The sequence below is a fragment of the Micromonospora sp. CNZ303 genome (genome assembly GCF_004345505.1).
Window position 1 is genome coordinate 43,426 of the sequence record NZ_SLVT01000009.1, and the last position, 24,893, is coordinate 68,318.

The 24,893-nt window shown below is 73.0% G+C and carries 25 protein-coding genes; 12 read left to right on the plus strand and 13 right to left on the minus strand.

Translation table 11 applies throughout. From position 1 onward, the window contains the following. Positions 1 to 10: 10 nt before the first annotated feature. Both murA and nadA read right to left on the minus strand, forming a co-directional pair. A complete protein-coding gene (murA, locus tag EV374_RS16025; protein ID WP_486485792.1) occupies positions 11 to 1,411 on the minus strand; it encodes a UDP-N-acetylglucosamine 1-carboxyvinyltransferase in 1,401 nt (466 codons plus the stop codon). A 167-nt stretch (positions 1,412 to 1,578) separates the two neighbouring features. Next, positions 1,579 to 2,778 (minus strand): quinolinate synthase NadA, encoded by a 1,200-nt coding sequence (gene nadA, locus EV374_RS16030; RefSeq protein ID WP_132236123.1) that lies wholly within the window; start codon positions 2,776 to 2,778, stop codon positions 1,579 to 1,581. A gap of 68 nt (positions 2,779 to 2,846) precedes the next feature. Between nadA and EV374_RS16035 the strand changes: the two genes are divergently transcribed. The 3 genes from EV374_RS16035 to EV374_RS16045 all read left to right on the plus strand — a co-directional run bounded on the left by EV374_RS16035 (position 2,847) and on the right by EV374_RS16045 (position 5,666). After that, complete coding sequence (locus tag EV374_RS16035) at positions 2,847 to 3,986, plus strand: glycerate kinase family protein (RefSeq protein WP_132236483.1); 1,140 nt, start codon at positions 2,847 to 2,849, stop codon at positions 3,984 to 3,986. A gap of 163 nt (positions 3,987 to 4,149) precedes the next feature. Next, positions 4,150 to 4,518, plus strand: coding sequence for an iron-sulfur cluster insertion protein ErpA (gene erpA, locus EV374_RS16040; RefSeq protein WP_013735179.1), 369 nt, complete (start codon positions 4,150 to 4,152; stop codon positions 4,516 to 4,518). 170 nt (positions 4,519 to 4,688) lie between these two features. After that, positions 4,689 to 5,666, plus strand: a complete 978-nt coding sequence (locus EV374_RS16045) for a carbohydrate kinase family protein (RefSeq protein WP_132236125.1) — start codon at positions 4,689 to 4,691, stop codon at positions 5,664 to 5,666. Positions 5,667 to 5,819: 153 nt separating this feature from the next. On the opposite strand, the gene EV374_RS16050 is transcribed toward EV374_RS16045, so the two are convergent. Both EV374_RS16050 and EV374_RS16055 read right to left on the minus strand, forming a co-directional pair. Beyond that, positions 5,820 to 6,053, minus strand: a complete 234-nt coding sequence (locus EV374_RS16050; protein WP_132236127.1) for a sulfurtransferase TusA family protein — start codon at positions 6,051 to 6,053, stop codon at positions 5,820 to 5,822. Next, positions 6,050 to 7,201 carry an aminotransferase class V-fold PLP-dependent enzyme gene (locus tag EV374_RS16055; protein ID WP_132236129.1) on the minus strand — a complete coding sequence of 384 codons (1,152 nt, stop codon included), beginning with the start codon at positions 7,199 to 7,201 and terminating at the stop codon, positions 6,050 to 6,052. The genes EV374_RS16050 and EV374_RS16055 overlap by 4 nt, the downstream gene beginning before the upstream one ends. A 189-nt stretch (positions 7,202 to 7,390) precedes the next feature. Between EV374_RS16055 and ctaC the strand changes: the two genes are divergently transcribed. Together ctaC and EV374_RS16065 are read left to right on the plus strand one after the other, a co-directional pair. Continuing rightward, positions 7,391 to 8,362: an aa3-type cytochrome oxidase subunit II gene (gene ctaC / locus EV374_RS16060; RefSeq protein WP_132236131.1), complete on the plus strand. Its 972-nt coding sequence runs from the start codon at positions 7,391 to 7,393 to the stop codon at positions 8,360 to 8,362. A 10-nt stretch (positions 8,363 to 8,372) separates the two neighbouring features. Continuing rightward, positions 8,373 to 8,801 carry a cytochrome c oxidase subunit 4 gene (locus tag EV374_RS16065; protein ID WP_132236133.1) on the plus strand — a complete coding sequence of 143 codons (429 nt, stop codon included), beginning with the start codon at positions 8,373 to 8,375 and terminating at the stop codon, positions 8,799 to 8,801. A 150-nt stretch (positions 8,802 to 8,951) separates the two neighbouring features. On the opposite strand, the gene EV374_RS16070 is transcribed toward EV374_RS16065, so the two are convergent. The 4 genes from EV374_RS16070 to EV374_RS16085 all read right to left on the minus strand — a co-directional run bounded on the left by EV374_RS16070 (position 8,952) and on the right by EV374_RS16085 (position 11,958). After that, positions 8,952 to 9,155, minus strand: coding sequence for a hypothetical protein (locus EV374_RS16070; protein ID WP_132236135.1), 204 nt, complete (start codon positions 9,153 to 9,155; stop codon positions 8,952 to 8,954). Positions 9,156 to 9,300: 145 nt separating this feature from the next. Further along, the gene (trpD, locus tag EV374_RS16075) at positions 9,301 to 10,347 is read right to left on the minus strand and encodes an anthranilate phosphoribosyltransferase (RefSeq protein ID WP_132236137.1); all 1,047 of its coding nucleotides are present in this window, start codon (positions 10,345 to 10,347) and stop codon (positions 9,301 to 9,303) included. Positions 10,348 to 10,432: 85 nt separating this feature from the next. Then, positions 10,433 to 10,828 (minus strand): response regulator, encoded by a 396-nt coding sequence (locus EV374_RS16080; protein WP_132236139.1) that lies wholly within the window; start codon positions 10,826 to 10,828, stop codon positions 10,433 to 10,435. A gap of 185 nt (positions 10,829 to 11,013) precedes the next feature. Further along, on the minus strand, positions 11,014 to 11,958 hold the full coding sequence (locus EV374_RS16085) for a cytochrome c oxidase assembly protein (RefSeq protein WP_132236141.1): 945 nt from the start codon (positions 11,956 to 11,958) through the stop codon (positions 11,014 to 11,016). Positions 11,959 to 12,066: 108 nt separating this feature from the next. Between EV374_RS16085 and ctaE the strand changes: the two genes are divergently transcribed. The 5 genes from ctaE to EV374_RS16110 all read left to right on the plus strand — a co-directional run bounded on the left by ctaE (position 12,067) and on the right by EV374_RS16110 (position 17,211). Continuing rightward, positions 12,067 to 12,666 carry an aa3-type cytochrome oxidase subunit III gene (gene ctaE / locus EV374_RS16090; protein ID WP_132236143.1) on the plus strand — a complete coding sequence of 200 codons (600 nt, stop codon included), beginning with the start codon at positions 12,067 to 12,069 and terminating at the stop codon, positions 12,664 to 12,666. Positions 12,667 to 12,738: 72 nt separating this feature from the next. Continuing rightward, positions 12,739 to 13,572, plus strand: coding sequence for a cytochrome bc1 complex diheme cytochrome c subunit (qcrC, locus tag EV374_RS16095; protein WP_132236145.1), 834 nt, complete (start codon positions 12,739 to 12,741; stop codon positions 13,570 to 13,572). Positions 13,573 to 13,639: 67 nt separating this feature from the next. Then, positions 13,640 to 14,728: a cytochrome bc1 complex Rieske iron-sulfur subunit gene (gene qcrA, locus EV374_RS16100; protein ID WP_132236147.1), complete on the plus strand. Its 1,089-nt coding sequence runs from the start codon at positions 13,640 to 13,642 to the stop codon at positions 14,726 to 14,728. After that, on the plus strand, positions 14,725 to 16,356 hold the full coding sequence (qcrB, locus tag EV374_RS16105; protein WP_132236149.1) for a cytochrome bc1 complex cytochrome b subunit: 1,632 nt from the start codon (positions 14,725 to 14,727) through the stop codon (positions 16,354 to 16,356). The genes qcrA and qcrB overlap by 4 nt, the downstream gene beginning before the upstream one ends. A gap of 177 nt (positions 16,357 to 16,533) precedes the next feature. Further along, complete coding sequence (locus tag EV374_RS16110) at positions 16,534 to 17,211, plus strand: DUF4142 domain-containing protein (RefSeq protein WP_132236151.1); 678 nt, start codon at positions 16,534 to 16,536, stop codon at positions 17,209 to 17,211. 56 nt (positions 17,212 to 17,267) lie between these two features. On the opposite strand, the gene EV374_RS16115 is transcribed toward EV374_RS16110, so the two are convergent. From EV374_RS16115 to EV374_RS16135, 5 genes are all read right to left on the minus strand, one after another. Next, positions 17,268 to 17,555 (minus strand): Lrp/AsnC family transcriptional regulator, encoded by a 288-nt coding sequence (locus tag EV374_RS16115; RefSeq protein WP_088999172.1) that lies wholly within the window; start codon positions 17,553 to 17,555, stop codon positions 17,268 to 17,270. A 36-nt stretch (positions 17,556 to 17,591) separates the two neighbouring features. Then, positions 17,592 to 18,440: a sugar phosphate nucleotidyltransferase gene (locus EV374_RS16120; protein ID WP_132236485.1), complete on the minus strand. Its 849-nt coding sequence runs from the start codon at positions 18,438 to 18,440 to the stop codon at positions 17,592 to 17,594. 143 nt (positions 18,441 to 18,583) lie between these two features. Further along, entirely contained in the window at positions 18,584 to 19,126 is a 543-nt protein-coding gene (locus EV374_RS16125; protein WP_132236153.1) for an NUDIX domain-containing protein, read from the minus strand. 53 nt (positions 19,127 to 19,179) lie between these two features. Continuing rightward, positions 19,180 to 20,967 carry an HD domain-containing protein gene (locus tag EV374_RS16130; RefSeq protein ID WP_132236487.1) on the minus strand — a complete coding sequence of 596 codons (1,788 nt, stop codon included), beginning with the start codon at positions 20,965 to 20,967 and terminating at the stop codon, positions 19,180 to 19,182. 129 nt (positions 20,968 to 21,096) lie between these two features. Continuing rightward, positions 21,097 to 22,851, minus strand: a complete 1,755-nt coding sequence (locus EV374_RS16135; protein WP_132236155.1) for a DEDD exonuclease domain-containing protein — start codon at positions 22,849 to 22,851, stop codon at positions 21,097 to 21,099. 127 nt (positions 22,852 to 22,978) lie between these two features. On the opposite strand from EV374_RS16135, the gene EV374_RS16140 reads away from it, so the two are divergent. Continuing rightward, positions 22,979 to 24,472 (plus strand): NYN domain-containing protein, encoded by a 1,494-nt coding sequence (locus EV374_RS16140; protein WP_132236157.1) that lies wholly within the window; start codon positions 22,979 to 22,981, stop codon positions 24,470 to 24,472. 144 nt (positions 24,473 to 24,616) lie between these two features. Next, positions 24,617 to 24,826 (plus strand): hypothetical protein, encoded by a 210-nt coding sequence (locus tag EV374_RS16145; protein WP_132236159.1) that lies wholly within the window; start codon positions 24,617 to 24,619, stop codon positions 24,824 to 24,826. Positions 24,827 to 24,893 lie beyond the last annotated feature (67 nt).

A 24,893-nucleotide genomic window follows, 5' to 3' on the forward strand; every position in this document is an offset into this window, starting at 1 on the left:
GTGGTCGACGTTACGGGCGCTCGACGTGCGCGCCCAGGTCGGCCAGCTTCGCCTCGAAGTCCTCGTAGCCCCGGTTGATCAGGTCCACGCCGTAGACGCGGGAGGTGCCCTCGGCGGCCAGCGCGGCGATCAGGTGGCTGAAACCGGCCCGCAGGTCGGGGATGACCAGGTCGGCGGCGTGCAACTTGCTCGGCCCCGCGATCACCGCCGAGTGCTTGAAGTTGCGCCGGCCGAAGCGGCACGGCGTGCCGCCCAGGCAGTCCCGGTAGACCTGGATGTTGGCGCCCATCGAGTTGAGCGCCTCGGTGTAGCCCAGCCGCTGCTCGTAGACCGTCTCGTGGACGATGGACAGGCCCCGGGCCTGGGTGAGCGCCACCACCAGCGGCTGCTGCCAGTCGGTCATGAAGCCCGGGTGCACGTCGGTCTCCAGCGCCACGGCGTGCAGCTCGCCGCCCGGGTGCCAGAACCGGATCCCGCCCTCCTGGCCCGGGTCGCCCAGCTTCGGCGGCCGGGCGTCGGTGACCTCGTACTCGCCGCCGACGGAGCGGAAGATGTTCAGGAAGGTCATCATGTCGGCCTGCTGCGCGCCGAGCACCTCGACGTGGCCGCGGGTGGCCAGCGCCGCCGCCGCCCAGCTCGCCGCCTCGATCCGGTCCGGGATCGGCCGGTGCGTGTAGCCGTGCAGCTTCGGCACACCCTGGATCTCGATGACCCGGTCGGTGTGCACCTTGATGATCGCGCCCATCTTCTGCAGGATGCAGATCAGGTCGATGATCTCCGGCTCCACCGCGGCGTTGCGCAGCTCGGTGACACCCTCGGCCATCACGGCCGTCAGCAGCACCTGTTCGGTCGCGCCGACGCTCGGGTACGGCAGGGCGAACTTGGTGCCGTGCAGCCCGTTGGGCGCCGACAGGTGCAGCCCCTCCGGGGTCTTCTCGACCGTCGCACCGAACTCCCGCAGCGCCTGGAGGTGGAAGTCGATCGGGCGCGGCCCGATGTGGCAGCCCCCCAGGTCGGGGATGAAGGCGTGGCCGAGGCGGTGCAGCAGCGGCCCGCAGAAGAGGATCGGGATCCGGCTGGAGCCCGCGTGCACGTTGATCTGGTCCGTGCTGGCGCTCTCCACGTTCGCCGGGTCGAAGACGAGCTCGCCGTCCTCCCCGCCGTCGGTGACCTTGACCCCGTGCAGGCCGAGCAGGCCCCGGACCACCTCGACGTCGCGGATCTTCGGTACGTCGAACAGCCGGCTCGGGCTGTCACCCAGCAGGGCGGCGACCATCGCCTTCGAGACCAGGTTCTTCGCGCCGCGCACGCGGATCCGCCCTTCGAGCGGAGTACCTCCGTGTACGACCAGGACGTCGTCGGTCAACGCAACCTCCAGCGCGTCGGTGCTGCCGTGTTGATGGTGGGGCACGCGATAGTCATCGCTACCCAGAATGCGGCCATGTCGAAACGGCCCGCGTGAGTCGTCGCACCGGCAGCATAGCCCTCGGTGACGATCATGGACCCGGTCACATCGTCCCTGAGGGTACTAATCGGTGATCCGACCCTTTTCCGTGCCAATACCGCTACGGAGGGTGATCAGCTCGCTGCGGACGGCGGGGTGTCGGCCGCGGGCAGGGCCAGCATCTTCTCCAGCGCCACCCGGGCGTGGTGCGCGGTGTCCGGGTCGACGGTGATCTGGTTGACCAGCCGGCCGGCCACCAGCTCCTCCAGCGCCCAGACCAGGTGGGGCAGGTCGATCCGGTTCATGGTCGAGCAGTAGCAGACGGCCTTGTCCAGGAACATGATCTGCTTGTCGGGGTGGGCCAGCGCGAGCCGGCGGACCAGGTTCAGCTCGGTGCCGACCGCCCAGGCCGAGCCGGCCGGGGCCGCCTCGATGACCTTGATGATGTATTCCGTCGAACCGACGTGGTCGGCGGCGGTGACCACCTCGTGCCGGCACTCCGGGTGGACCAGCACGTTCACCCCCGGCACCCGCTCCCGTACGTCGTCGATGCTGTCCAGCGTGAAGCGACCGTGCACCGAGCAGTGCCCGCGCCACAGGATCATTCGCGCGTCACGCAGCTGCTGCGGGGTGAGTCCGCCGTTGGGCTTGTGCGGGTCGTAGAGGACGCAGTCGTCCAGCGAGAAGCCCATCTCCAGCACCGCCGTGTTGCGGCCCAGGTGCTGGTCGGGGAAGAAGAAGACCTTCGACCCCTGCTCGTACGCCCACTCCAGCGCCCGCTTCGCGTTCGACGAGGTGCAGACCACGCCGCCGTTGCGGCCGACGAAGCCCTTGATGTCCGCCGAGGAGTTCATGTACGTCACCGGGACGGTCTCCGCCGCGATGCCCAGTTCGGTGAGCACGTCCCAGGCGGTCTCGACCTGCGACAGCACCGCCATGTCCGCCATCGAGCAGCCGGCGGCCAGGTCGGGCAGGATCACCTTCTGCGCGTCCGAGGTGAGGATGTCGGCGCTCTCGGCCATGAAGTGCACGCCGCAGAAGACGACGTACTCCGCGTCGGGCCGGGCCGCCGCCTCGCGGGCCAGCTTGAACGAGTCACCGGTCACGTCGGCGAACTGGATCACCTCGTCGCGCTGGTAGTGGTGCCCCAACACGAAGACCTTGCTGCCCAGCGCCGCCTTCGCCGCCGTCGCCCGGGCCACCAGGTCCGGGTCGCTGGGCGCCGGCAGGTCACCCGGACACTCGACGCCGCGCTCCGTGGCGGGGTCGCTGCCCCGGCCGAGCAGCAGCAGTGCCGTCGCGGTGTTGGAGGGTTCCACCCAGGTCGAAGTCACGTGCCCCATGGTCCCACAGTGCGGCCTCGGCGCAGCCTCCAGCGGTGTGTGCTGCCACACTGCTCGACATGCGCGTGCTGCTCTGTCCGGACAAGTTCGCCGGCACCCTGCCGGCCCCGCAGGTCGCCGACGCCGTGGCCACCGGCTGGCGGGAGGTCGCGCCCGGCGACGACCTGCTCGTGCGGCCCCTGTCGGACGGTGGGCCGGGCTTCATCGACGTGCTCTCCGACGCCCTCGGCGGGCGCCGGCACCCGGTGCCGACCGTCGACCCGCTGGGCCGCCCGACGGCCGGTGAGATCCTGCTCACCGACGACGGTGCGACCGCCTGGCTGGAGAGCGCCCAGGCGTGCGGGCTGCACCTGCTCGACGCGGCCGAACGGGACCCGAAGACCACCTCCTCGTACGGGCTGGGGGTGCTGGTGGCCGCCGCCGTGGAGGCCGGCGCCCGGACGGTCGTGATCGGGCTGGGCGGCTCCGGCACCAACGACGGCGGCGCGGGCATGCTCACCGCGCTCGGCGTGACCCCGCTGGACGCCACCGGCCAGGCACTGCCGTACGGCGGGGGCGCGCTCGGTGCGACGGACGCCCTCGACGGCGCGCCCCGGCTGCGCGACGCCCGCCTGGTGGCCGCCACCGACGTGGACAACCCGCTGCTCGGGCTGCACGGGGCCAGCAGCGTGTTCGGCCCCCAGAAGGGCGCCGACCGGGCCGACGTGCTGCTGCTCGACGCCGCGCTGGAGCGCTTCGCCGCCGTGCTGGAGCGGGACCTGCCCGGCTGCCCCGAACGGCTGGGCGCGCTGCCCGGCGGCGGCGCGGCCGGCGGGCTGGGCGCGGCCGTTCTGGCGCTGGGCGGGCACTGCGAGTCGGGCATCGGCCTGGTCACCCGGGCGATCGGGCTGGACGTCACCCTCGACGAGGTCGACCTGGTGATCACCGGGGAGGGCTCGTTCGACCACCAGTCGCTGCGCGGCAAGGTGGTGGCCGGGGTGGCCGGCGCCGCCCGGGACCGGGGCGTGCCCTGCGTGGTGGTCGCGGGCCGGGTGAGCACCGGGCGGCGGGAGGCCGGGGCGGCCGGGGTGACCGACGCGTACAGCCTGGTGGAGCACTTCGGGGGCGAGGAACGCGGCGGGCTGGCCGCCGCGATGGAGCGCCCGGCCGAGGGGCTGCGGGCGCTCGGCACCCGGCTCGCCCGGCAGTGGAGCCGCTGACCACGGCCGGTGCGGGAGCGCGCCGGGCGGCGGCCCTGGTCACGCCGGACGGGTGGGGCCGGCCGCGGCGGCGTACGATCGGATCTGGACCACACCGGGAATGGCTGGGCGACAGGAGATGTTGGCCAGTGCGTCCGGACCCAACCGCGCAGGGAGATTTCACGTGACCACGCCAGCGCAGACCGAGTCGACCGAGGCCAAGGCCCCCACGTCCGTCGTCCTCACCGACGTCGCGGCGCAGAAGGTCAAGGCCCTGATCGAGCAGGAGGGCCGCGACGACCTGCGGCTCCGGGTCGCCGTGCAGCCGGGTGGCTGCTCCGGCCTGCGGTACCAGCTCTTCTTCGACGAGCGCTCGCTCGACGGTGACGTCGTCACCGACTACGACGGTGTCGAGGTCGTCGTCGACCGGATGAGCGCCCCCTACCTGGCCGGCGCGACCATCGACTTCGCCGACCGCATCGACGCCCAGGGCTTCACCATCGACAACCCCAACGCGGGCAACTCCTGCGCCTGCGGTGACTCGTTCAGCTGAGCCAGACCTCCGCTGACCACGGCGGGGCCGTCCTCCGGGGCGGCCCCGCCGTCGTCTTCCGGTCGGGAACGAGCCGTCGGGAAGATGACCCGGGGCCGACCGACCGGTCATCCTGAGGGGGCCGGGCCGGTAGGCTGACCGGCGCCCTGCTCCCGACCCCGAGGGTTGACATGAAGATCGCCGTGACCGGCTCGATCGCCACCGACCATCTGATGAGCTTCCCCGGTCGCTTCGCCGACCAGTTCATCGCCGATCAGTTGCACAAGGTCTCGCTCTCCTTCCTGGTGGACGACCTGGTGCTGCGGCGTGGCGGGGTGGCGGCCAACATCGCCTTCGGCATGGGGCAGCTCGGCCTGCGCCCCGTCCTGGTCGGCGCGGTCGGCGCGGACTTCGCCGACTACCGCTCCTGGCTGGAGCGCCACGGCGTCGACTGCGACTCGGTGCACGTCAGCGAGGTGGCGCACACCGCCCGGTTCGTCTGCACCACGGACACCGACATGTGCCAGATCGCCTCGTTCTACGCCGGGGCGATGAGCGAGGCGCGCAACATCGAGCTGGCGCCGGTGGCCCGCCGCCTCGACGGGCTGGACCTGGTCCTGGTCGGCGCGAACGACCCGGAGGCGATGCTGCGGCACTCCGCCGAGTGCCGGGAGCGCGGCTACCGGTTCGCCGCCGACCCGTCCCAGCAGCTCGCCCGCATGGACGGCGAGGACGTCGTCGGGCTGATCGAGGGCGCCGAGTACCTGATGACCAACGACTACGAGAAGTCGCTGCTGCAGAGCAAGGCCGGGCTGACCGACGCGCAGCTGCTCGACCGGGTCAAGGTGCGGGTCACGACGCTGGGCAAGGACGGGGTGGAGATCGCCGGGCGGGACTTCGACCCGATCCACGTGCCGATCGCGCGGGAGACCCAGGCGGTCGACCCGACCGGCGTCGGCGACGGGTTCCGGGCCGGCTTCTTCACCGCTCTCTCGTGGGGGCTCGGGCTGGAGCGGGCCGCCCAGGTCGGCTCCCTGCTCGCCACGCTGGTGCTGGAGACCGTCGGCACCCAGGAGTACGAGGTCCGCCGCGACCTGTTCGTCAAGCGCCTGGCCGAGTCGTACGGCGACGCCGCCGCCGAGGACGTCCGCCCGCACCTCGTGCCGTGACGCCGGCACGGGTCGCGTCGGCCGGGCCGCCGGGAGTGGGAGACCACCCCCGGCGGCCCGACCGTGCTCAGCCGCCTCGGTTGTCAGGAAGGGCCCCTTCCTATACCTCAGCCGTCAACAAGGTGCCCTTCCCATCCATCACGGCAGGCGGGGTCAGTGGCGGCGGCGGACGTCGAAGGCGGGGCCGTCCGGGCCGGTGATCGTGCCGAGGAACTCGTGGCCGCGCATCCGGCACCACGCCGGGATGTCCACCGCCGCGGCCGGGTCGTCGGCGAGCACCCGCACCACCGTGCCGACGGGCAGCTCGGGCAGCCGCCGGGCCGCCGCGATCACCGGCAGCGGGCAGCGCTGACCGCGGCAGTCGAGGATCTCCGCCGGCGCCGTCACAGCCCCACCACCCCGGCCTCGGCGCGCAGCCCCGCCACGACGCCGGGCAGTTCGGCGAGGAACCTCTCGACGTCGGCCTCCGTCGTCTCCCGGTGCAGCGAGACCCGGACGTTGCCGTGCGAGAGCACCCCCATCGCCTCCAGCACGTGCGAGGGCCGCAGCGTCGACGACGTGCACGAGGAGCCCGAGGAGACGGCGAAGCCGCGCCGGTCGAGCGCGTGCAGCAGGGCCTCGCCGTCGACGTAGAGGCAGGAGAAGGTCACCAGGTGCGGCAGGCGGTGGTCGGGATCACCCACCACCTCCACGTCGGGCACCTCCGCCGCCACCCGGTCCCGGATCCGGGCCACCAGCGGCGCCAGCCGGGCCGCCTCGGCCGCCGCGTCGGCCGCCGCCGCGCGCAGGCTCGCCGCCGCCGCCACCACCGCCGGCAGGTTGAGCGTGCCCGGCGTACGCCCGGCCTCCCGCTCGTCGGCCGGCCAGGGCGACTCCCAGCGGGTGCCCTTGCGCACGACGAGCAGCCCCACCCCGGGCGGCCCGCCCCACTTGTGCGCGCTGGCGGTCAGCACCGACCAGCCCGCCGGCACCGGGGCCCGGCCCACCACCTGGGCGGCGTCCACGTACAGCGGCACCCCGGCCTCGGCGCACTCCCGCGCGGCCCCGGCCACCGGCTGGCAGGTGCCGACCTCGTGGCTGGCGGCGATCAGCGCGGCCAGCGCCACCCCCGGCGCCCGGACCGCAGCCGCCCAGCGGTCCAGGTCGAGCCGGCCGAGCCGGTCCACCGGCACGGACGTGGCCGTGCCGCCCGCCGCGACGTGCTTCTCGGCGGCGTGCAGCACCGCCGAGTGCTCGATCGCGGAGTGCACCAGGTCGGTGCCCACCCGACGCCGGCCGGTCAGGCCCCCCAGCACGGCGGAGTGCGCGGCCGTCGTACCGCTGGGGGTGAAGGACAGCTCGTCGGCGCGGACGCCGAGCGTCTGCGCGCAGGCCTCGCGGGCGGCGTCGAGGAGTTGGCGGGCGCGGCGGGCCTGGGTGTAGAGCCGGCCGGGGTCGGCCCAGCCGTCGTCGAGGGCGGCCAGCAGCGCCTGCCGGGCGACCGGATGCAGCGGCGCGGCGGTGGCCGCGTCCAGGTAGACCGGGGATGCGCTCACGCACGCCAACGTATCGCGCCGGTATGCCCAAGATCCCCCCGATGGGGGCCGACAGCGACCCCAACACGGTCCAGCCCGTCATGGTCGAGTAATCTGCGACCGTCGGTGACGCCTTTGCCGCTGGTGCTGTCGCTCCGCAGGCGGAGGGCAGGGACAAGACACCGCGGCGCGCTAGGGAGGCAGGACCAGGTGGTCGCAAGGAGTTCGGAGGTACGGCCGTCGGCCGTACGGCACAGCGCTTCCCCAGGAGCCGGTGGGCGCCGGGGACGTGGTGCCGGTCGGATCGCCGGGCTCGGTCTCGGCGGAGCGGCGCTGCTGGTCCTGCTCACGGGCTGCGACGTCGGCGCGGCGTTCGGCGGCTTCGGCTGGCCGCAGGGCGGCATCACGCCCGAGTCGCACCGGATGTACGACCTGTGGATCGCCTCGTGCATCGCGGCGCTCGCGGTCGGCGTCTTCGTGTGGGGCCTGATCTTCTGGTGCGTCGTGCGCTACCGCAAGCGGGGCAACGAGCTGCCGGTGCAGACCCGTTACAACATGCCGATGGAGTTCCTCTACACCATCGCGCCGATCCTGATCGTCTCCGTGCTGTTCTACTACACGGCGGTCGTGCAGACCGACGTGGTGCGGACGACCAAGAACCCCGACGTCACGGTCGAGGTGGTCGCGTTCAAGTGGAACTGGCAGTTCAACTACCGCGACGGTCAGGGCCAGGACGCCAACACGGTCGCCTCCGTGCTCGGCACCAGCGAGGTCATCCCGATCCTGGTGCTGCCGACCGACCGGTCCATCCGGTTCGAGGAGACCAGCCGCGACGTCATCCACTCGTTCTGGGTGCCAGAGCTGCTGTTCAAGCGCGACGTCATGCCGGGCAAGATCCGCAACGTCTTCGAGGTCTCGAAGCTGGAGTCCGAGGGCGCCTACGTCGGCCGCTGCGCCGAGCTGTGCGGCAGTTACCACGCCTTCATGAACTTCGAGCTGCGGGTCGTCTCCCCGGAGAAGTACGAGCAGTTCCTGGCGGCCAAGCGGGACGGCAGGTCCACGCAGGAGGCGCTGACGGCCATCGGCGAGGACCCGTACGCGAAGACCACGAAGCCGTTCGAGACCCGTCGCACCGAGGCCAACTTCAACCCGGACGACGCGCCGGCCGGCGCGGGAAGCTGAGGGATCGGGCATGAAGACCGAGTGGCGCATCTTCCTGGTCATCGCCGGGTTCCTGCTCTTCGCCACCTTCCTCTACGGCGGGTGGACCGCCGCCGACTCCGGCGGCCAGGTCGAGTGGGTCGGCACGGTCGCCCTGCTGCTGAGCTTCCTGCTCTGCACGATGTGCGGCGGCTTCTTCTGGTTCGTCTCCCGCCGGATCGACCTTCGGCCGGAGGACCGGCCGGACGGCGAGATCGCCGACGGCGCGGGCGAGATCGGCTTCTTCAGCCCGGGCAGCTACTGGCCGTTCGGCCTGGCGATCGCCGTCGGGATGGCCGGCTTCGGCCTCGCGTTCTGGCAGTTCTGGCTGCTCGGCCTCGGCATGGTGGCGGTCACGTTCTCCGTCTGCGGCCTGCTGTTCGAGTACTACAGCGGCACCCGGCGCACCGCCGAGCACTGATCGGTCGGTCGCCCACGAACGTCCCGAAGGCCCGCCTCCCGGGGAGGCGGGCCTTCGGCGTGGAACGGGTGGCGCGGGCGCGGGACGTGTGGGGCGGCGCTGAGCGGTCACCGTGCGGGGATCGACGCCCGCTCAGCGGTGACGGTGGTTTCAGGCGGCGCGGCGGCGGCTCGCCGGGCGGTGCCGGCCGCTCGGGCGCGCCAGGCGGAGTGTGAAGGTGGGGACGAGCACGGCCGCGCCGCAGCCAGTGCAGACCAGTTCGGGGCAGTCGGCGCCGTGGCCGTCGGCGCACGGCGGCGCCTCGAACGGCTCGACGCCCTCACAGGTGTCGCAGTAGAGCTCGCGCTCCGACACGGGCGTCTCCTCTCGCTCCGGTCCCCCGGGGTGCGTCGCACATGCCCGACGGGGATCGCCGCGCTCGACGGCGCAGGACGGATGTGGGAACTACTCAGCTGTAGTTTCCCACGGGGGTCCGACAACCTTCGGCGAGGCCCGGGGCTCAGAGGGCGCGCGCGACCTCGATCCAGCGGTCGAGGACGCGGGCGGCGGCCCCGGAGTCGACGGACTCGGCGGCCCGGTCGATCCCGGCCCGCAGGGCCACGGTGAGGTCGCCGTCGAGCGGGCCCTGCGTGGCCAGCGCCGCCGCCGCGTTGACCAGGACCGCGTCGCGCACCGGGCCGGTCTCGCCGGCCAGCAGCCGACGGACCACGTCCGCGTTGAAGGCGGCGTCACCGCCGCGCAGGTCGGCCAGGGTGGCCCGGGGTACGCCGAGGTCGGCGGCGTCCAGCAGCGACTCCCTGACGACGCCGCCCTGGGCCGCCCAGACGCGGGTCGGCGCGGCGGTGGTGAACTCGTCCAGCCCGTCCTCGCCGCGCATCACCAGCACGGAGTCGCCCCGGGCGGCGAAGACGCCGGCCATCACCGGGGCCATCCGGGCGTCGAAGCAGCCGACCGCTCCGGCGCGGGGCCGCGCCGGGTTGGTCAGCGGGCCGAGGAAGTTGAACACCGTGGGCACACCCAGCTCCCGGCGTACCGGGCCGGTGTGCCGCATCCCGGGGTGGAACCGGGCCGCGAAGCAGAAGCCCATGCCGGCCTCGGCGACGCACCGGGCCACCCCCTCGGGGCCCAGGTCGAGCGGCACGCCGAGGAACTCCAGCACGTCGGCGGTGCCGCAGGAGGAGGAGGCCGCCCGGTTGCCGTGCTTGACCACCCGGACACCGGCGCCGGCCACCACCAGCGAGGCCATGGTCGAGATGTTGACGGTGTGCGCGAGGTCACCGCCGGTGCCGACCACGTCGAGGGCGGTGGCGCGCAGCTCGTCGGGCAGCTCGACCGGGACCGCCCGGCCGAGCATCGCCTCCACCAGACCGGCCAGCTCGGTCGAGGTCTCACCCTTGGCGCGCAGCGCGACGACGAAGCCCGCCATCTGCGCCGGGGCGGCCGAGCCGGCCATGATCTCGCCCATCGCCCAGGCGGTGTCGGCGGTGGCGAGTTCCTCGCCGCGCAGCAGCGCGTTGAGCAGGTGCGGCCAGGTCCGATCGCCCAAGGCGGGCCTCCCGAGCGTGCGAGATGCGGGTGGGATGGAACCGGCACCGGTCGGCCCGGCGCCGTGGCGGGCCGGAGCGGGGACGTCAGGCGGGTGCGTGCGTCCGCAGCAGCTCGGCCACCGTGGTGCCGGTGGTCACCGGGTCGAGCGGGTGCACCAGGGTGGCGTCGACCTCGGCGTACGCCGCGAGCCACCGGTCGGCGGCGCGGGCGATCACCACGCAGGTCGGGGGGGCGTCGGCCCGGTCGTCCTTGATCTGCCGGGCGATGCCGATGCCGCCGCCCGGGCTCGCCTCGCCGTCGAGCACCAGCAGGTCGATCTCGTAGTCGTCGACGAGCCGGACGCACTCGGCGTAGTCGGACGCCTCGACGAACTCGACCCGCAGGCCGGGCGCGGGGCGCGGCCCGACGGCGAGCCGCATCCGGTCGCGGACCTCCGGGTCGTCGCTGTAGAGCAGGACGGTGCAAAGACGATCGCTCATGCCGGCACTCCGCTTCGCTCCGTGCCGTCGTGCGGCACCATCACACTGAGCTTGATGATTCGTTCGCTGCGCGCTCGTCGGTCGGACTGGCTCCCACCTCGTGGCCGCCCGCTGATCGTACCGGTCGGTGTGCGGTGTGCGACGTCCGCCCGGCGGCGGCGCCGGGGCGTACCGGCCGGCCGGGCTCAGGCCGTGGACTCCGCGGCGCGCTGACGGGCCTCCTGGCGGTCCAGGTCGCGGTCGACGCGGCGGGCCTCCCGCTCGGCGTGCCGCATCCACTGCACGACCAGCACGGCCAGCATGGTCACGCTGACGAACTCGCCGCCGGCCCAGAGGATGCCGCCGGCGACCACCTGGTCCTGCCACGGGTCGGACCAGGTGAGCCCGAGCGACGGGTACCAGTCGCCGCCGAAGAGCGTGCTGCTCTGCATGATGGTGAGGCCGAGCACGGTGTGGAACGGCACGGAGAGCAGCATCAGCAGCGCCCGGGCCGGGTACGGCCAGCGGCCCGGCAGCGGGTCGAGGCCGAGCAGCGGCCAGAAGAACACGCAGCCGGTCATGATGAAGTGCGCGTGCACGACCTCGTGCGCCCACACGTGTTCGAGGGTGTAGCGGTACAGGTCGGTGAAGTAGAGCGCGAACGGGTTCACCACGAAGATGGCGAACGCCACCAGGGGGAAGCTGTAGATCCGGGCGATCCGGCTGTGCACGACCGCCAGCAGCCGCTTGCGCGGTCGCGGCGGCAGGGTGCGCAGGGCCAGCGTCACCGGCGCGCCCAGCGCGAGGAAGATCGGCGAGATCATGGAGAGCACCATGTGCTGGACCATGTGCACCGACAGCAGTGCCGTGTCGTACGCGTGCAGGCCGCTGACGGTGACCGCCGCGATGCCGCCGAGGCCGGGGCCGAGGAAGAAGACCGTCCGGGCGACCGGCCACCGGTCGCCCCGGATCCGCAGCCGGTGCACCCCGTAGAGGTAGACGCCGGCGGCCAGCACCAGGCCGACGGCGAGCCAGCTGTCCAGCTTCGTCTCGGTGAACACCGAGGTCACGGTGAACGGTGGCGGGGTGGCCGCGCTCGCCGCCGGCGCGGCGACGGCGGCTGCGGCGGAGATCGGATCGGCGTGCAGCACGCTTTTCAGCCTAGGTCAGGCGAACCGGACTGCCCCGATCGGGCTGTGGATGCCACGGGTTTGGCCCCCCGCTGATCGGCGGCCCCGGTCAAGGGCAATAATGACCGCGTGACTGCGGCCCCAGCCATTGACAAGAGCCGGATCCACTCCCTGACCCGACCCAACATGGTCAGTGTCGGGACGATCGTGTGGCTCTCCAGCGAACTCATGTTCTTCGCGGCGCTGTTCGCGATGTACTTCTCCATCCGCGCGGCGGCGCCGGAGCAGTGGGCGGAACACACCACGCACCTCAACATCCCCTACGCGACCACCTTCACGGTGATCCTGGTGTTGTCGTCGGTGACCTGCCAGCTCGGTGTCTTCGCCGCGGAGAAGGGTGACGTGCACGCGCTGCGGCGCTGGTTCACGATCACCTTCGTGATGGGCCTGATCTTCGTCCTCGGCCAGCTCAACGAGTACCGCGAGCTGGTGCACGCGGGCATCAAGATCAACGAAGACGGTTACGGGTCGATGTTCTACCTGACCACCGGCTTCCACGGACTGCACGTGGCCGGCGGTCTGGTCGCCTTCGTCATCTTCATGATCCGCACCACCATGGGCCGGTTCACACCGGCGCAGGCCACGTCGGCGATCGTCGTGTCCTACTACTGGCACTTCGTCGACGTCGTGTGGATCGGGCTCTACGCCATGATCTACTGGCTTCAGTGATCTTGGCGCGTCACGAACCGCGCCGCTGCTCCGTCCCCTGAGACAAGGTCCAACCGGTTAAGGACACAGGTCATGACTTCTGACAACGACCGCCGACGCGGTCTGCTCGCGCGGCTGCGCGAGCGGCCCGCGGCGCGCAGCAGGGGCCGCCGCCGGCTGGGTGCCGCGGTCCGGCTGTTCGCCGCGCTGATGCTGGCCGGCGGCGCCTACACCGTCTTCGCCCCCGGCGTGCAGGCGCAGGACACCCCGCTCACCGGTGCCGCCGCGGAGGGCAAGGCGCTGTTCGACGTGAGCTGTGTGACCTGTCACGGTCGCAACGCGCAGGGCGTCGAGGGGCGCGGGCCGAGCCTGATCGGCGTCGGCGCGGCCTCGGTCGAGTTCCAGGTCGGCTCCGGCCGCATGCCGATGGCCCGGCAGGAGGCCCAGGCCCAGCGCAAGCCTGAGCTCTTCACCGACGAGGAGACCCGCCAGCTCGCCCAGTACGTCCAGGAACTCGGCGGCGGCCCGGTGGTGCCCGACGGTGACAACCTGCACGCCGACGGGAACGTCGCCGCCGGCGGCGAGCTGTTCCGGATCAACTGCGCGCAGTGCCACGCCTTCGGCGGTGGTGGCGGCGCCCTGTCCTCCGGCAAGTACGCGCCGAGCCTGCGCCCGGCCACCGACCGGCAGATCTACGCCGCCATGCTGAGCGGCCCGCAGAACATGCCGGTCTTCGGCGACAACCAGATCTCCCCGGACCAGAAGGCGGACCTCATCGCCTACATCCAGGAGACCCTGAAGCACGACCAGGACCCGGGCGGCTTCAACCTCGGTCGGTACGGGCCGTCCACCGAGGGCCTGGCGATCTTCCTGGTGGGCATCGTCGCGCTCGTCTTCGCGAGCCTGTGGATTGCGGGCAAGTCGTGACCGGGCGGCTCATCCGATTCAGTGCCGTGGTGCCGCAGCGCGGCACCGCCCGTAGCGAGGTGACGGCATGACCACGCACACCGAGCACCAGGCCCAGCAGGGCCGGGAGCCGCTCGACGTGAACACCCCCGGGCTCAGCCAGTTCGACATCGTCCGCGAGGGCGCGCGCCGGGACGACATCGAGATCGTCCACTACGAGCCGCAGGTCGCCCCGGGCAGCAAGGCCGAGCGCCGGCTGACCCGTACGGTCGCGTCGTTCTTCCTGCTGACCGGCCTGGCGGCGACCGCGTTCCTGGTCATCTACATCTGGTGGCCGTGGGAGTACTCCCCGGGCAGCGGCGGCGACAAGTGGTACACGCCGCTCCTCGGCGTCACCCTCGGCGTGGCCCTGCTCGGCATCGGCTTCGGCATCCTGACCTGGGGCAAGAAGCTGCTGCCGAAGGAGGTCTCGATCCAGGACCGGCATGAGGGTGCCGTCGCCTCCGACGACCGGATCATCACCGGCCAGACCATGCTCTACATGGCCGACGAGCTGGGCGTGAAGCGCCGGCCGCTGCTCGGCATCTCGCTGCTGGCCGGTCTCGCGCCGGTCGGCGCGGTCGCCGCGGCGCCCCTGGTCGGCGGCCTGATCTCCCAGCCGCACAAGAACAACCAGATGTTCAGGACGGGCTTCGCCCCGACCGAGAGCGGCGAGAAGATCCGCCTGGTCCGCGAGGACGGCCGGCCGGTCCGCCCGGCGGACGTCAGCGCGGGCGGCCAGATCACCGTCTTCCCCGGCATCGACCACGGCGTGAGCAACCTGCACGCGGACTCGCCGACCCTGCTGATCCACCTGCGGGACTCCGACGCGCAGAAGTCGCGCCGGGCCAACGAGCGTGAGCAGCACGGCGACTACATGTGGGGCAACTACGCCGCGTTCTCCAAGATCTGCACGCACGCCGGCTGCCCGGCGAGCCTGTACGAGCAGCAGACCAACCGCCTGCTCTGCCCGTGCCACCAGTCGCAGTTCCTGATCACCGACAACGCCCGGCCCATCTTCGGCCCGGCCAGCCGACGGCTGCCGCAGCTGCCGATCGAGGTGGACTCCGAGGGCTACTTCGTGGCCAAGTCCGACTACACCGAGACCGTCGGGCCCGACTTCTGGGAGCGGCCGTGAAGCGGCGCAAGTTTGACAAGGCAGCAGTCCCGGGGAACGTCGCCCGGGGAGTGGACGACCGCTTCCAGGTGGCCACCCCGCTGCGTCGGCTGCTGAACAAGGTCTTCCCGGACCACTGGTCGTTCCTGCTCGGCGAGATCGCGCTGTTCTCGTTCGTCGTCCTGCTGCTGACCGGCGTCTTCCTGACCTTCTTCTACGAGCCGGCGATGACCGAGGTCGTCTACAACGGCAGCTACGCCCCGCTGCGGGGCACGCCGATGTCGGCCGCGTACGCCTCCAGCCTGGACATCTCGTTCGACGTCCGCGGTGGCCTGATCATGCGGCAGATGCACCACTGGTCGGCGCTGCTGTTCATGGCCGCCATCGTGGTGCACATGCTCCGGGTCTTCTTCACCGGCGCGTTCCGCAAGCCGCGTGAGACCAACTGGATCATCGGCTCGCTGCTGTTCTGGGTCGGCTTCCTCGCCGGCTTCACCGGCTACTCGCTGCCGGACGACGGCCTCTCCGGCACCGGCCTGCGGATCGCCTCGGCGATCATGCTCTCCATCCCGGTGATCGGCTCCTGGGTCACCTCGTCGGTCTTCGGCGGGGAGTTCCCGGGCACGATCATCATCAGCCGGTTCTACATCGCCCACGTGCTGCTCGTCCCGGGCCTGCTGCTCGCGCTGATCGGCGCCCACCTGGGCCTGGTCTTCAAGCAGAAGCACACCCAGTGGCCCGGCCCCGGCCGGACCAACGGCAACGTGGTCGGCGAGCGGATGTTCCCCCGCTACGCGATCAAGCAGGGCGGCTTCTTCATGGTCGTCTTCGGCGTGATCGCGCTGATGGGCGGCCTGTTCCAGATCAACCCGATCTGGCTGTTCGGCCCGTACGAGGCGTGGGTGGTCTCGGCCGCCAGCCAGCCCGACTGGTACGTCATGTTCCTCGACGGCTCGACCCGCCTGATGCCCAACTGGGAGATCAACATCCCGATCGGCGACGGGTACGTGATCCCGCCGCTGTTCTGGCCGACGGTCGTGCTGCCGGGCATCCTGGTCGGCCTGTCGACGCTCTACCCGTTCCTGGAGGCCCGGCGCCTCAAGGACACCAGGAGCCACAACCTGCTCCAGCGTCCCCGGGACGTGCCGGCCCGGACCGGCCTGGGCGCCATGGCGCTGGCGTTCTTCGTGGTGCTGACCCTCTCCGGCGCCAACGACGTCATCGCCGACAAGTTCCAGATCAGCCTGAACGCGATGACCTGGGCCGGCCGCATCGGCCTGCTGGTGCTGCCGCCGCTGGCGTACTACGTCACCTACCGGATCTGCCTGGGTCTCCAGCAGCACGACCGGGAGGTGCTCGCCCACGGTGTCGAGACCGGCATCATCCGGCGCCTGCCGGACGGCCGGTTCGAAGAGGTGCACCAGCCGCTCGCGGCGGCCGACGGGCACGGCGACGGCCACGGCGCGCTGCCGTACGCCGGCTGGGTCGTGCCGAAGAAGATGAACCGGCTCGGCGCCCTCGGCCCGGCCATCCGGGGCTTCTTCTACCCGATCGAGAAGCCGGCCGAGGCGCCGGTCTCGCCGGGGCACCCGCCGGTCGAGCCCCGACCGGAGCGGGAGGAGATCGGCAGCGGCGAGAGCCGCCGCTGACCCCGCGACACCTCGACGTGGCGCCCACCGGAGTCCTCCGGCGGGCGCCACGTCCGTTTCCGCCCCCCGACGGTCCGGCACGGGCGTGTCGGTCGGTCGCCTCCCCGACGGGGGATCGCAGGAATAACCCCGGTCAGCCGGGTATCCGTGCGATCCAACGTCTCAAGGGGGGGAAGCATGTTGGGTATCAAACGCCTCGGCCTGCTGGCCGCGCTGGTGCTGGTGGGGATCGCGCCGGCCGCGGCGGCACAGGCCGCGGTGCAGCCGTCGCAGCAGGACACCCAGTACCTGCAGGCCGTGCACCAGGTGAATCTGTTCGAGATCACCGCGGGTGACCTGGCCCAGCAGAAGGGCCAGAGCCAGGGGGTCAAGGACCTGGGCGCCCGGCTCAAGACGGACCACACCCAGCTCGACCAGACGGTGCAGCAGACCGCGTCGCAGCTGGGCGTGGAGTTGCCGAGTGAGCCCACCGCGGATCAGCAGTCCGTCATCGACCAGCTGAACAACGCCAGCGGCGAGGAGTTCGACCGGCTCTGGGTGACCAGCGAGCTGGCCGGCCACGTCCAGGCCATCCAGGCCACCCAGACGGAGATCTCGCAGGGCTCCGAACAGTCGGTGGTCCAGCTGGCCCAGACCGCCCTGCCGACGCTGCAGGCGCACTACGACGCGCTGGTGCAGCTGGCGGAGCAGCTGGGCATCCCGGTGCCGCAGACCAGCGCCAGCGGCACCCCGAGCCCGGGCGGCACGACGCCGGCTCCGGGTGGCACCACCGAGACCCCGGCTCCGGGTGGCACCACCACCGAGTCGCCGGCTCCGGGCGGCACCATCGAGACGCCGGCTCCCGCGGGTAGCTGACGTCGCCTCACCACGACGGGCGGTCCGCCTCCGGGCGGGCCGCCCGCCGGGCTCCGTCAGTCGGCGTTCGCGAGGCCGATCGCGAAGGCCTCCTCCAGGTCGTGCTGGGAGTACGCCCGGAAGGCGATGTGCGACTCGGTGTTGAGCACCCCGGGCACCTTCGAGATGCTGCCGGCGATCACCTGGGCGATCTGCTCGAACTCCCGGACCCGGACCATCGCGATCAGGTCGACGTGGCCCGCCACCGAGTAGACCTCGCTGACGCCGGGCAGGTTGGCCAGGTTCTCGGCCACCTCGGGGATCGAGTCGGTGGCGCAGTCGATCAGCACGATCGCGGTGATCACGGGACATTTCTCCGTTCGTCGGCGTCGTCGCCCATGCTAGAGGCTTCCCCGGCCCGGGGGCGGCGGTGTGCCGGGGACGGTGAGGGCGGTGCCGGCGCGTACGGCGTCGCGCAGGTGCTCGCCGGGGCCGACGGTGGCGCCGGGCCAGACCACCGCCCGCTCCACGTCGCCGTGCACGACGGCGCCCGCGCCGACCACCGCCGAGCGGCAGCGGCCCGTCACCGTGGCCGTCGGGTCCACCAGGTTGCCGCCGCCGGCCGCGTGCAGGTTGGCCGCCAAGTAGTCGGCCGGAGTGCCGGTGTCGTAGAAGGTGCCGGGGTACGGCACGACGGTCAGCGCGCCGGCCGCCTCCGCCGGCCGCCAGAGCGCCCGGACGAGGTCGCCGAACCCGACCGGCAGCTCCCGCACCAGCCGCCACGGCAGCAGCGAGAAGCCGGTGAAGACGTGGCCGTCGAAGGTGCCCGGTGCCGCCGGGTCAGGGGCGGGCTGGCCGAGCAGGCGTACGGAGTCGCCGTCCCAGTCGTGCAGCAGCGCGGCGATGTCGGGGCCCGGGGGACGGGCCGGGTCGGCGAGGTACGCGTCGGCGTTGCCGACCAGCACCCCGCGCCCGGCGATCCAGTCCCGCAGGTTCGCCACGCCGCCGGCGGTGCCGAGCGGGTCGCCCGGCTCGACCGAGAGGTGGGCGCGGTCCCCGACGTGCTCGACGACCTGGTCGCCGAGGTAGCAGGCGTTGACGGCGACCCGGCCGGGCCCGACCAGGCCGAGCCCGGCCAGCCGGTGCAGCGCCCGGTCGAGCAGCGGCACGTTGCCGACCGGGCAGAGGGCCTTGGGCAGCCGCTCGGTCAGCGGCCGCAGGCGGGTGCCCTCGCCGGCGGCGAGCACCACCGCGCATACCTCCGCCCGGGGGACTGCCGGGCCGTGGCCGGTCTCGGCGGTGGGGTCCGGGACGCGGCCGGTTCTGGAGGCGGCTGCCGGGCTGCGACCGGCCTCGGTGGCGGCTGCCGGGCCGGGCTCGCCCGGGGCTGCGGTCACGGCTTCTTGTCGGGCACCGGGGGCGGGAACTGCCCGGCCAGCGGCCCGATGTCGTAGTAGGCGAGCAGGCGGGCGGTCGGCCAGGTCAACTTGGGGAGGTCGTCCAGCGGGTGCCAGGCGGCCTCGTAGACCTCGGCCCCGTCGACCTTCAACTCGGTGCTCGACGCCGGCACCTCGGCGGTGAACACGACGTCCACCCAGCCCTTGGCGTGCACCACGGCGTTCGGCACGGCGGGGCTCAGCTGCCGGGGCGACAGCCGGATACCGGACTCCTCGTGCAGCTCCCGGGCGGCACCCACCACCGGCGCCTCGCCCTTCTGCAACAGGCCGGCCGGAAGCCCCCAGCCCCTACCGGGCGGCTGACGCAGCAGCAGCAACCGGCCCGCGCCCTCCGCCTCGCTGTCCCGGACCAGGGTGACCGCGCCGACGATGTACTTCGGCACGGCCAGCCGGACCAGGCGGCGGCGTACCGGCAGTGGCAGCCGGTAGAAGACCTGGTAGGCGACGGCTCGACCGGTGGCGCGCGAGCGGGGGATCATGCGTCCAGGCTAGTGGCCGCGAGGAGCGTTCGGACCACCCGGGCCCGGGGCGGTCACTGCCGGTGGTCCACCAGGTCGATGAGCTGGCGTACGACCGTGTCCGGTTCGATCACCCGGTCGAAGACCGCGACCAGCAGCGTCTCCAGGTCGGGGTAGCCCAACTCCTCCGACAGCCGCAGCAGCGGCAGGTCGCTGGCGAGGCCCCGGTCGTGCTTGCGCAGGGCCAGCCCGATGGTGGCCCGGCCGAGGCGGACCTTGTCGGTGATGGAGATGCCGGGCTCGGTGTGCTCGGCGAACCACCGGCTGATCTGCATCTGCGCCTGCGGCGACTTGACGAAGCCGAGCCACTCCCGGCGGGGGCCACGCGGGGCGACGTCGGCGTCGAAGCCGTTGGCCGCGTCGGTCTCGGTGAAGATCTCCACCACGTCGCCCTCGTCCAGTTCGGAGGAGAGCGGGGCCAACCGGCCGTTGATCCGCGCCGCGAGGCAGTGGTCGCCCCGCGCCGTGCCCAACTCGTACGCGAGGTCCACCGGGGTCGCCCCGGCGGGCAGCACGACCTGTCGTCCGTCGGCGAAGACCTGGATCTGCGCCTCGGCGAGGTCGCAGCGCAGCGATTCGAGGAACTGGGCCGGGTCGGCCGCGTCCTGCTCCCAGTCGAGCACCCGGCGCAGCCAGTCGAGCTGCTCCGTCCGGGCCGTGCCGCCGCCGGAGCGCGGGAAGCGGAAGTCGGCGGCGACCCCGTACTCCGCCGAGCGGTGCATCTCCACGGTGCGGATCAGCACCTCCACGGTGCGGTTCCTGGGCCCGCAGACGGTGGTGTGCAGCGAGCGGTAGAGGTTGTTCTTGGGGGAGGCGATGAAGTCCTTGAACCGGCCGGGGACCGGCCGCCACACGCCGTGGACCGCGCCGAGCGCCGCGTAGCAGTCGGTCGCCGGGCCGTCCACCACGATCACGATGCGGGGCAGGTCGAAGGGGGCACTGTGGCCACCGGCCACGGTGTCCTTCCAGATCGAGTAGAGGTGCCGGGAGCGGGGGGTCACCGCCGCGTCCACCCGGCTGCGGCGCAGGGCCGACTTCGCGTGGGTGACCACCTCGTCGAGGTACGCGTCCCAGCCGGGCCGGTCGTGCACGTGCCGGGCGATCCGGGCGTGCTCGTCGGGCTCCAGGTGCAGCAGCACCACGTCGTCGAGCTCGCGCTTGAGCGTCTGGATGCCGAGCCGGTCGCAGAGCGGGACCAGCACCTCCTGCGTCTTGCGGGCGATCCGCTCCCGGGACGCCGCGGACCGGACGCCCAGGGTGCGCATGTTGTGCAGCCGGTCGGCCAACTTGATGATCAGGACCCGGACGTCCTTGCCCGCCGCGATGATCATTTTGCGGATCGTCTCGGCCTCGGCGGCCTTGCCGTAGAAGGCCTTGTCGAACTTGGTCACCCCGTCGACCAGGTGCGCCACCTCCGGCCCGAAGTCCTCGGCGAGCGCCTGGAGGGTGTAGCGGGTGTCCTCCACGGTGTCGTGCAGCAGCGCGGCGACCAGGGTGATGGCGTCCATGCCGATCTCGGCGCAGATCTGGGCCACCGCCAACGGGTGCGTGATGTAGGGCTCGCCGCTCTTGCGGAACTGCCCGCGGTGCATGTTCTCCGCGATGGTGTAGGCCCGGCGCAGCACGGAGGGCTCGGTGCCGGGATGGATCGTCCGGTGGGTCCGGACGAGGTGGCTGACCGGGTCGGTGTCGGCGGTGGGCCAGCTCAGCAGCGAGCGCAGCCGGCGGGCCAGTGGCAGCTCGCCCGCCTGGGTCGGAAGGGCGCCCCCCAGGGCGGCGCCGTGTCCGGCGTCGACGTCCACGTGGGACACCTCCTCACCCCGGCTCCACGGCCGCCGACACCCGGCAACCGGGAGCAGGCCCACGAAACGGGCAGGACTGCACTTCTCTAACAGCCTAAGGGAGTGGAGGTAGTCCGATCGGTCACTTGGTCATGGGCGTTCGGTCGAGCTTTGGTGGGAAGCGGCGTTCTCAGCCTTGCGCAGCAGGTCGCGGAAGCGGGCCGCACCGGCCACCGGGGACGCCCAGCCGGACGACATCTCCACCAGCCTGGTCTCCGGTCGCTCCAACCAGGACAGGATGCGTTCGGTCTCCTCGGCCGAGGCGCGCGGGACCGGGCCGTGGCCGGGCGGGACGGTCTCTGCGGTCGCCCGGATCGCGGCGATCGTCGGTCGGGGGTGGACGCCGGGGGGTGAGACCCCCGCCCCGGCCAGCCGGCCGTGCCGCACCAGCGCCAGCTCCCAGCCGCCGCGGGCCGCCGGACGCGCGGCGGCCAGCTCGGCGATCCCGGTCAACGCCGTCAGCCGTTGCATCCGCACCGTCGCCCGCAGCACCGCCGCCAGCCGGGACCGGGCCACCGCCGCCTCCTCGTAGCGCTGGGCGTCGGAGAGCGTGTCGATCCGGGCGAGCAGGGCGTCGACCACCCGCTGCGGATCGCTGGCGGTGGCGGTGCGGAACGGCGCGACCGCGCGGGCGTCGTACTCCTCCGGGGAGATCCGGTGCTCGCAGGGCGCCGGGCAGCGACCCAGCTCGGCCAGCGCGCAGGCCGGCGTGACCGTGCGCAGCGAGAGCCGGTGGGTGCACTGGCGCAGCGGCACGGCGTCGTGGAAGCCGGCGGCGGCCAGCTCCGCCGCCCGACGGGAGCTGAACGGGCCGAGGTAGGCGGCGTCGCCGGGGGAGATGGCCCGGACCACCGACAGCCGGGGGTAGGGCCCGTCGGTCAGCTTCAGCCAGAGCACCCGCTCCGGGAACTTCGACCGCCGGTTGTACGGCGGGGCGTGCGCCCCGATCAGCCGCAGCTCGCGGACCTCCGCCTCCAGCGAGTGGGCGCACTCCACCGCCTCCACCCGCTCCGCGGCGGCGAGCATCTCGGAGATGCGGGCCCGCTTCTCCGCCGCCGTGAAGTAGCTGCGCACCCGGGTGGCGATGTCGCCGGAGGTGCCGACGTAGAGCGGCCGGTCGTCGGCGGCCCGGAAGATGTAGACCCCCGGCGCCTTGGGCAGGCCCTCGGCCAGGTGCCGCTTGCGCCGCTGGGTGGGGGTGACCGCCCGGGCGAACTCGATGGCGTCGCCGACGGTGTCGACCCGGTGCCCGCCCAGCCGGGCGATCAGCCCGTGCAGCACGTCGACGGTGGCCTTGGCGTCGTCGAGGGCCCGGTGGGTCGGCTGGGTGGCGGTGCGGAAGTAGGCCGCGAGGGTGCCGAGCTTGCGGTTGGGCACCTCGTCGCGGGTGAGCACCCGGCGGGCCAGCGCGGCGGTGTCGAGCACCCGCGGGTTGGGCCAGCGGTAGCCGTGCTTCGCGCACGCGGCCTTGAGGAAGCCCACGTCGTAGGGGGCGTTGTGGGCGACCAGCACGGCGTCGGTGACGAACTCGAGGAAGCTCGGCAGCACCTGCTCGATCGGCGGGGCCGGCACCAGCATGGCCTGGGTGATGCCGGTGAGCACAGTGATGAACGGGGGGATCGGCACGCCGGGGTTGACCAGGGTGGCGAGCACACCCAGCTCCTCGCCGCCGCGCACCTTGACCGCGCCGATCTCGGTGATCCCGCCGCCGTCCGGCGCGCCGCCCGTGGTCTCCAGGTCGACCACCACGAACGTCGTCGCGTACAGCGGCAGCGCCGGGTCGACCCCGCCCGCGCCGGGGTCGAAACCGGCCAGCGGCTCCTGGACGTACTCGGTCTGTGCCATCGGCGGCACGCTAACGGTCCGGTCCGACACTCCCGTCCCAACGGCATCAGACGTCACCACCGGTCTAGGATGAGAGATCGGCTCACTCACCGGGCGGTGGGCCCGGTCGCGGTGGGAGACTTGCCACATGCCCCTCACCGAGCCGCACGACGACCGCCTCCGGCAGGAGGATCCGGTCGACGCTGCGCGCGACCCCGGTGAGGGCACCCCCGCCGGGACCACCCCGCCCGGCGCCGCGGCCGCCGAGGCTTCGGCGCCCGAGTCCGAGGCGCCCGAGTCTGAGGCGTCCGAGGCGCCCGAGGCGGCGGCGCCCGAGCCGGAGCCCGTGCTGCCGGAGGCGGTCCGGCAACGCATCGTGGCGCTCACCGCGACGGTGCTGCCCGGGCTGCCCGCCGACGAGGTGCCGGTCCCGCTGCGCCGGGTCGCCAAGTTCGCCCCCAACCGCCGGGCGCGGCTCGGCGCCCCGGCCATCGCCGCCCAGCTCACCGCGGACCCGCTGTTCCGCCAACGGATCACCGCCCGGGTCCTCGCCGACACCGGCGACCTGGGCGCCGCCGTGCTGGAGGGCACCGCGCCGGCCGCCGCCGACCCGGTCGAGGTGGCCGCGCTGGCCTACCTGGCCCGCCCCCGGGGCTGGCGGGAGCTGATCGAGGCCAGCGGCGCGGCGGTCCGCGCCGAGGCCGACAGCGCGGTGGTCGCCGAGCTGGTCCGCGAGGCCGAGCAGCGGGCCACCCGCGCCGAGCACGACCGGGCGGTGGCCCGGGTCGAGGCGGAGAAGCTCCGCGACGAGCTGGCCCGGGTCCGCGAGGAGCTCGGCCAGTTGCGCGAGGAGAGCCGGCAGCTGACCCGGTCGCTGCGCGAGACGCAGGCCCGCGAGCGCAAGGCCACCGAGCTGCTCGCCACCGAGCGGGGGCGGGCCGCCCGTGCGACGGCGGACGCCGACGCCGAGCTGCGCCGGGTGCGGGCCCGGCTGGCCGAGGCGGAGGCGGCGGCGGGGGTCGCCCGGGCCAGCGCCAAGGAGGCCCGCTCGGTCGACGACGCCCGGCTCTGGCTACTGCTGGAGACCATCGGGCAGGCCGCCGTCGGGCTGCGCCGCGAGCTGGCGCTCGACCCGGTCGACAAGCTGCCCGCAGACTTCGTCGCCGACGCCTTCGCCGACCAGACCGCCGCCCCGGCGGCCGGCGCCGCGACGCGCGCCCGGGACACCGACGACCCGGCCCGCCTCGACCAGCTGCTCGCCCTGCCCCGGGCGCACCTCGTGGTCGACGGCTACAACGTGACCAAGCGTGGCTTCGGCGAGATGTCCCTGGAACAGCAGCGCAAGCGGCTGATCACCGGCCTGGGCGGGATCGCCGCGCAGACCGGCGACGAGGTCACGGTGGTCTTCGACGGCGCCGAACGGATGCACGGGCTGCCGCCGGCGCCGCGCGGCGTACGGGTGCTCTTCTCCCGTAAGGGGGAGACCGCCGACGAGCTGATCCGGCGCCTGGTCCGCGCCGAGCCGCCGGGGCGGCCGGTGGTCGTGGTCTCCTCCGACCGGGAGGTCGCCGACGGCGTACGCCGGCACGGGGCGTACCCGCTCGGCGCCGACTCGCTGCTGCGCCGCCTGGCCCGTTCCTGATCGGGGTGCTTGATCGCTTTCGGGCCGTCCGCGACCGGTTGTCCCTTTTCTGTCGTACCCCCTGCATACCGTCGTGGTGACCGACGGTGCTCGGGCGGCGACGGTGACGCCGCGCCCGGTCACCGCAGCGCATCAGGAGGCGAGATGCTCATCGACTGCGCGGGGTGCGGTATCCGGGGGACCGGCTGCGGCGACTGCCTGGTGACCGCCCTGCTCGACGATTCGTCCCCGGCCGCCGGGCTGGACGGCGCGGAGGCCCGGGCGATCGAGGTGTTCGCCCGGGCCGGGTTCGAGGTGGAGGTCCTGCCCGCCCCCGGGTCGGCCGGGCGCACCCGACGCCGCCGCGTCGCGTGACGGGCCACGGCCGGTGCCCCGACGACGCCCGTTCCCCGGGCCGGTGGCTCGGGGAACGGGCGTCGGT

Bases quoted from the DNA above. Each gene is read 5' to 3' on its own strand.
- EV374_RS16035 (WP_132236483.1), top strand. From the start codon at position 2,847: ATGCGCGTGCTGCTCTGTCCGGACAAGTTCGCCGGCACCCTGCCGGCC.
- EV374_RS16045 (WP_132236125.1), top strand. From the start codon at position 4,689: ATGAAGATCGCCGTGACCGGCTCGATCGCCACCGACCATCTGATGAGC.
- EV374_RS16065 (WP_132236133.1), top strand. From the start codon at position 8,373: ATGAAGACCGAGTGGCGCATCTTCCTGGTCATCGCCGGGTTCCTGCTC.
- EV374_RS16080 (WP_132236139.1), bottom strand. From the start codon at position 10,828: ATGAGCGATCGTCTTTGCACCGTCCTGCTCTACAGCGACGACCCGGAG.
- qcrC (WP_132236145.1), top strand. From the start codon at position 12,739: ATGACTTCTGACAACGACCGCCGACGCGGTCTGCTCGCGCGGCTGCGC.
- qcrA (WP_132236147.1), top strand. From the start codon at position 13,640: ATGACCACGCACACCGAGCACCAGGCCCAGCAGGGCCGGGAGCCGCTC.
- EV374_RS16110 (WP_132236151.1), top strand. From the start codon at position 16,534: ATGTTGGGTATCAAACGCCTCGGCCTGCTGGCCGCGCTGGTGCTGGTG.
- EV374_RS16125 (WP_132236153.1), bottom strand. From the start codon at position 19,126: ATGATCCCCCGCTCGCGCGCCACCGGTCGAGCCGTCGCCTACCAGGTC.
- EV374_RS16135 (WP_132236155.1), bottom strand. From the start codon at position 22,851: ATGGCACAGACCGAGTACGTCCAGGAGCCGCTGGCCGGTTTCGACCCC.
- EV374_RS16140 (WP_132236157.1), top strand. From the start codon at position 22,979: ATGCCCCTCACCGAGCCGCACGACGACCGCCTCCGGCAGGAGGATCCG.
- EV374_RS16145 (WP_132236159.1), top strand. From the start codon at position 24,617: ATGCTCATCGACTGCGCGGGGTGCGGTATCCGGGGGACCGGCTGCGGC.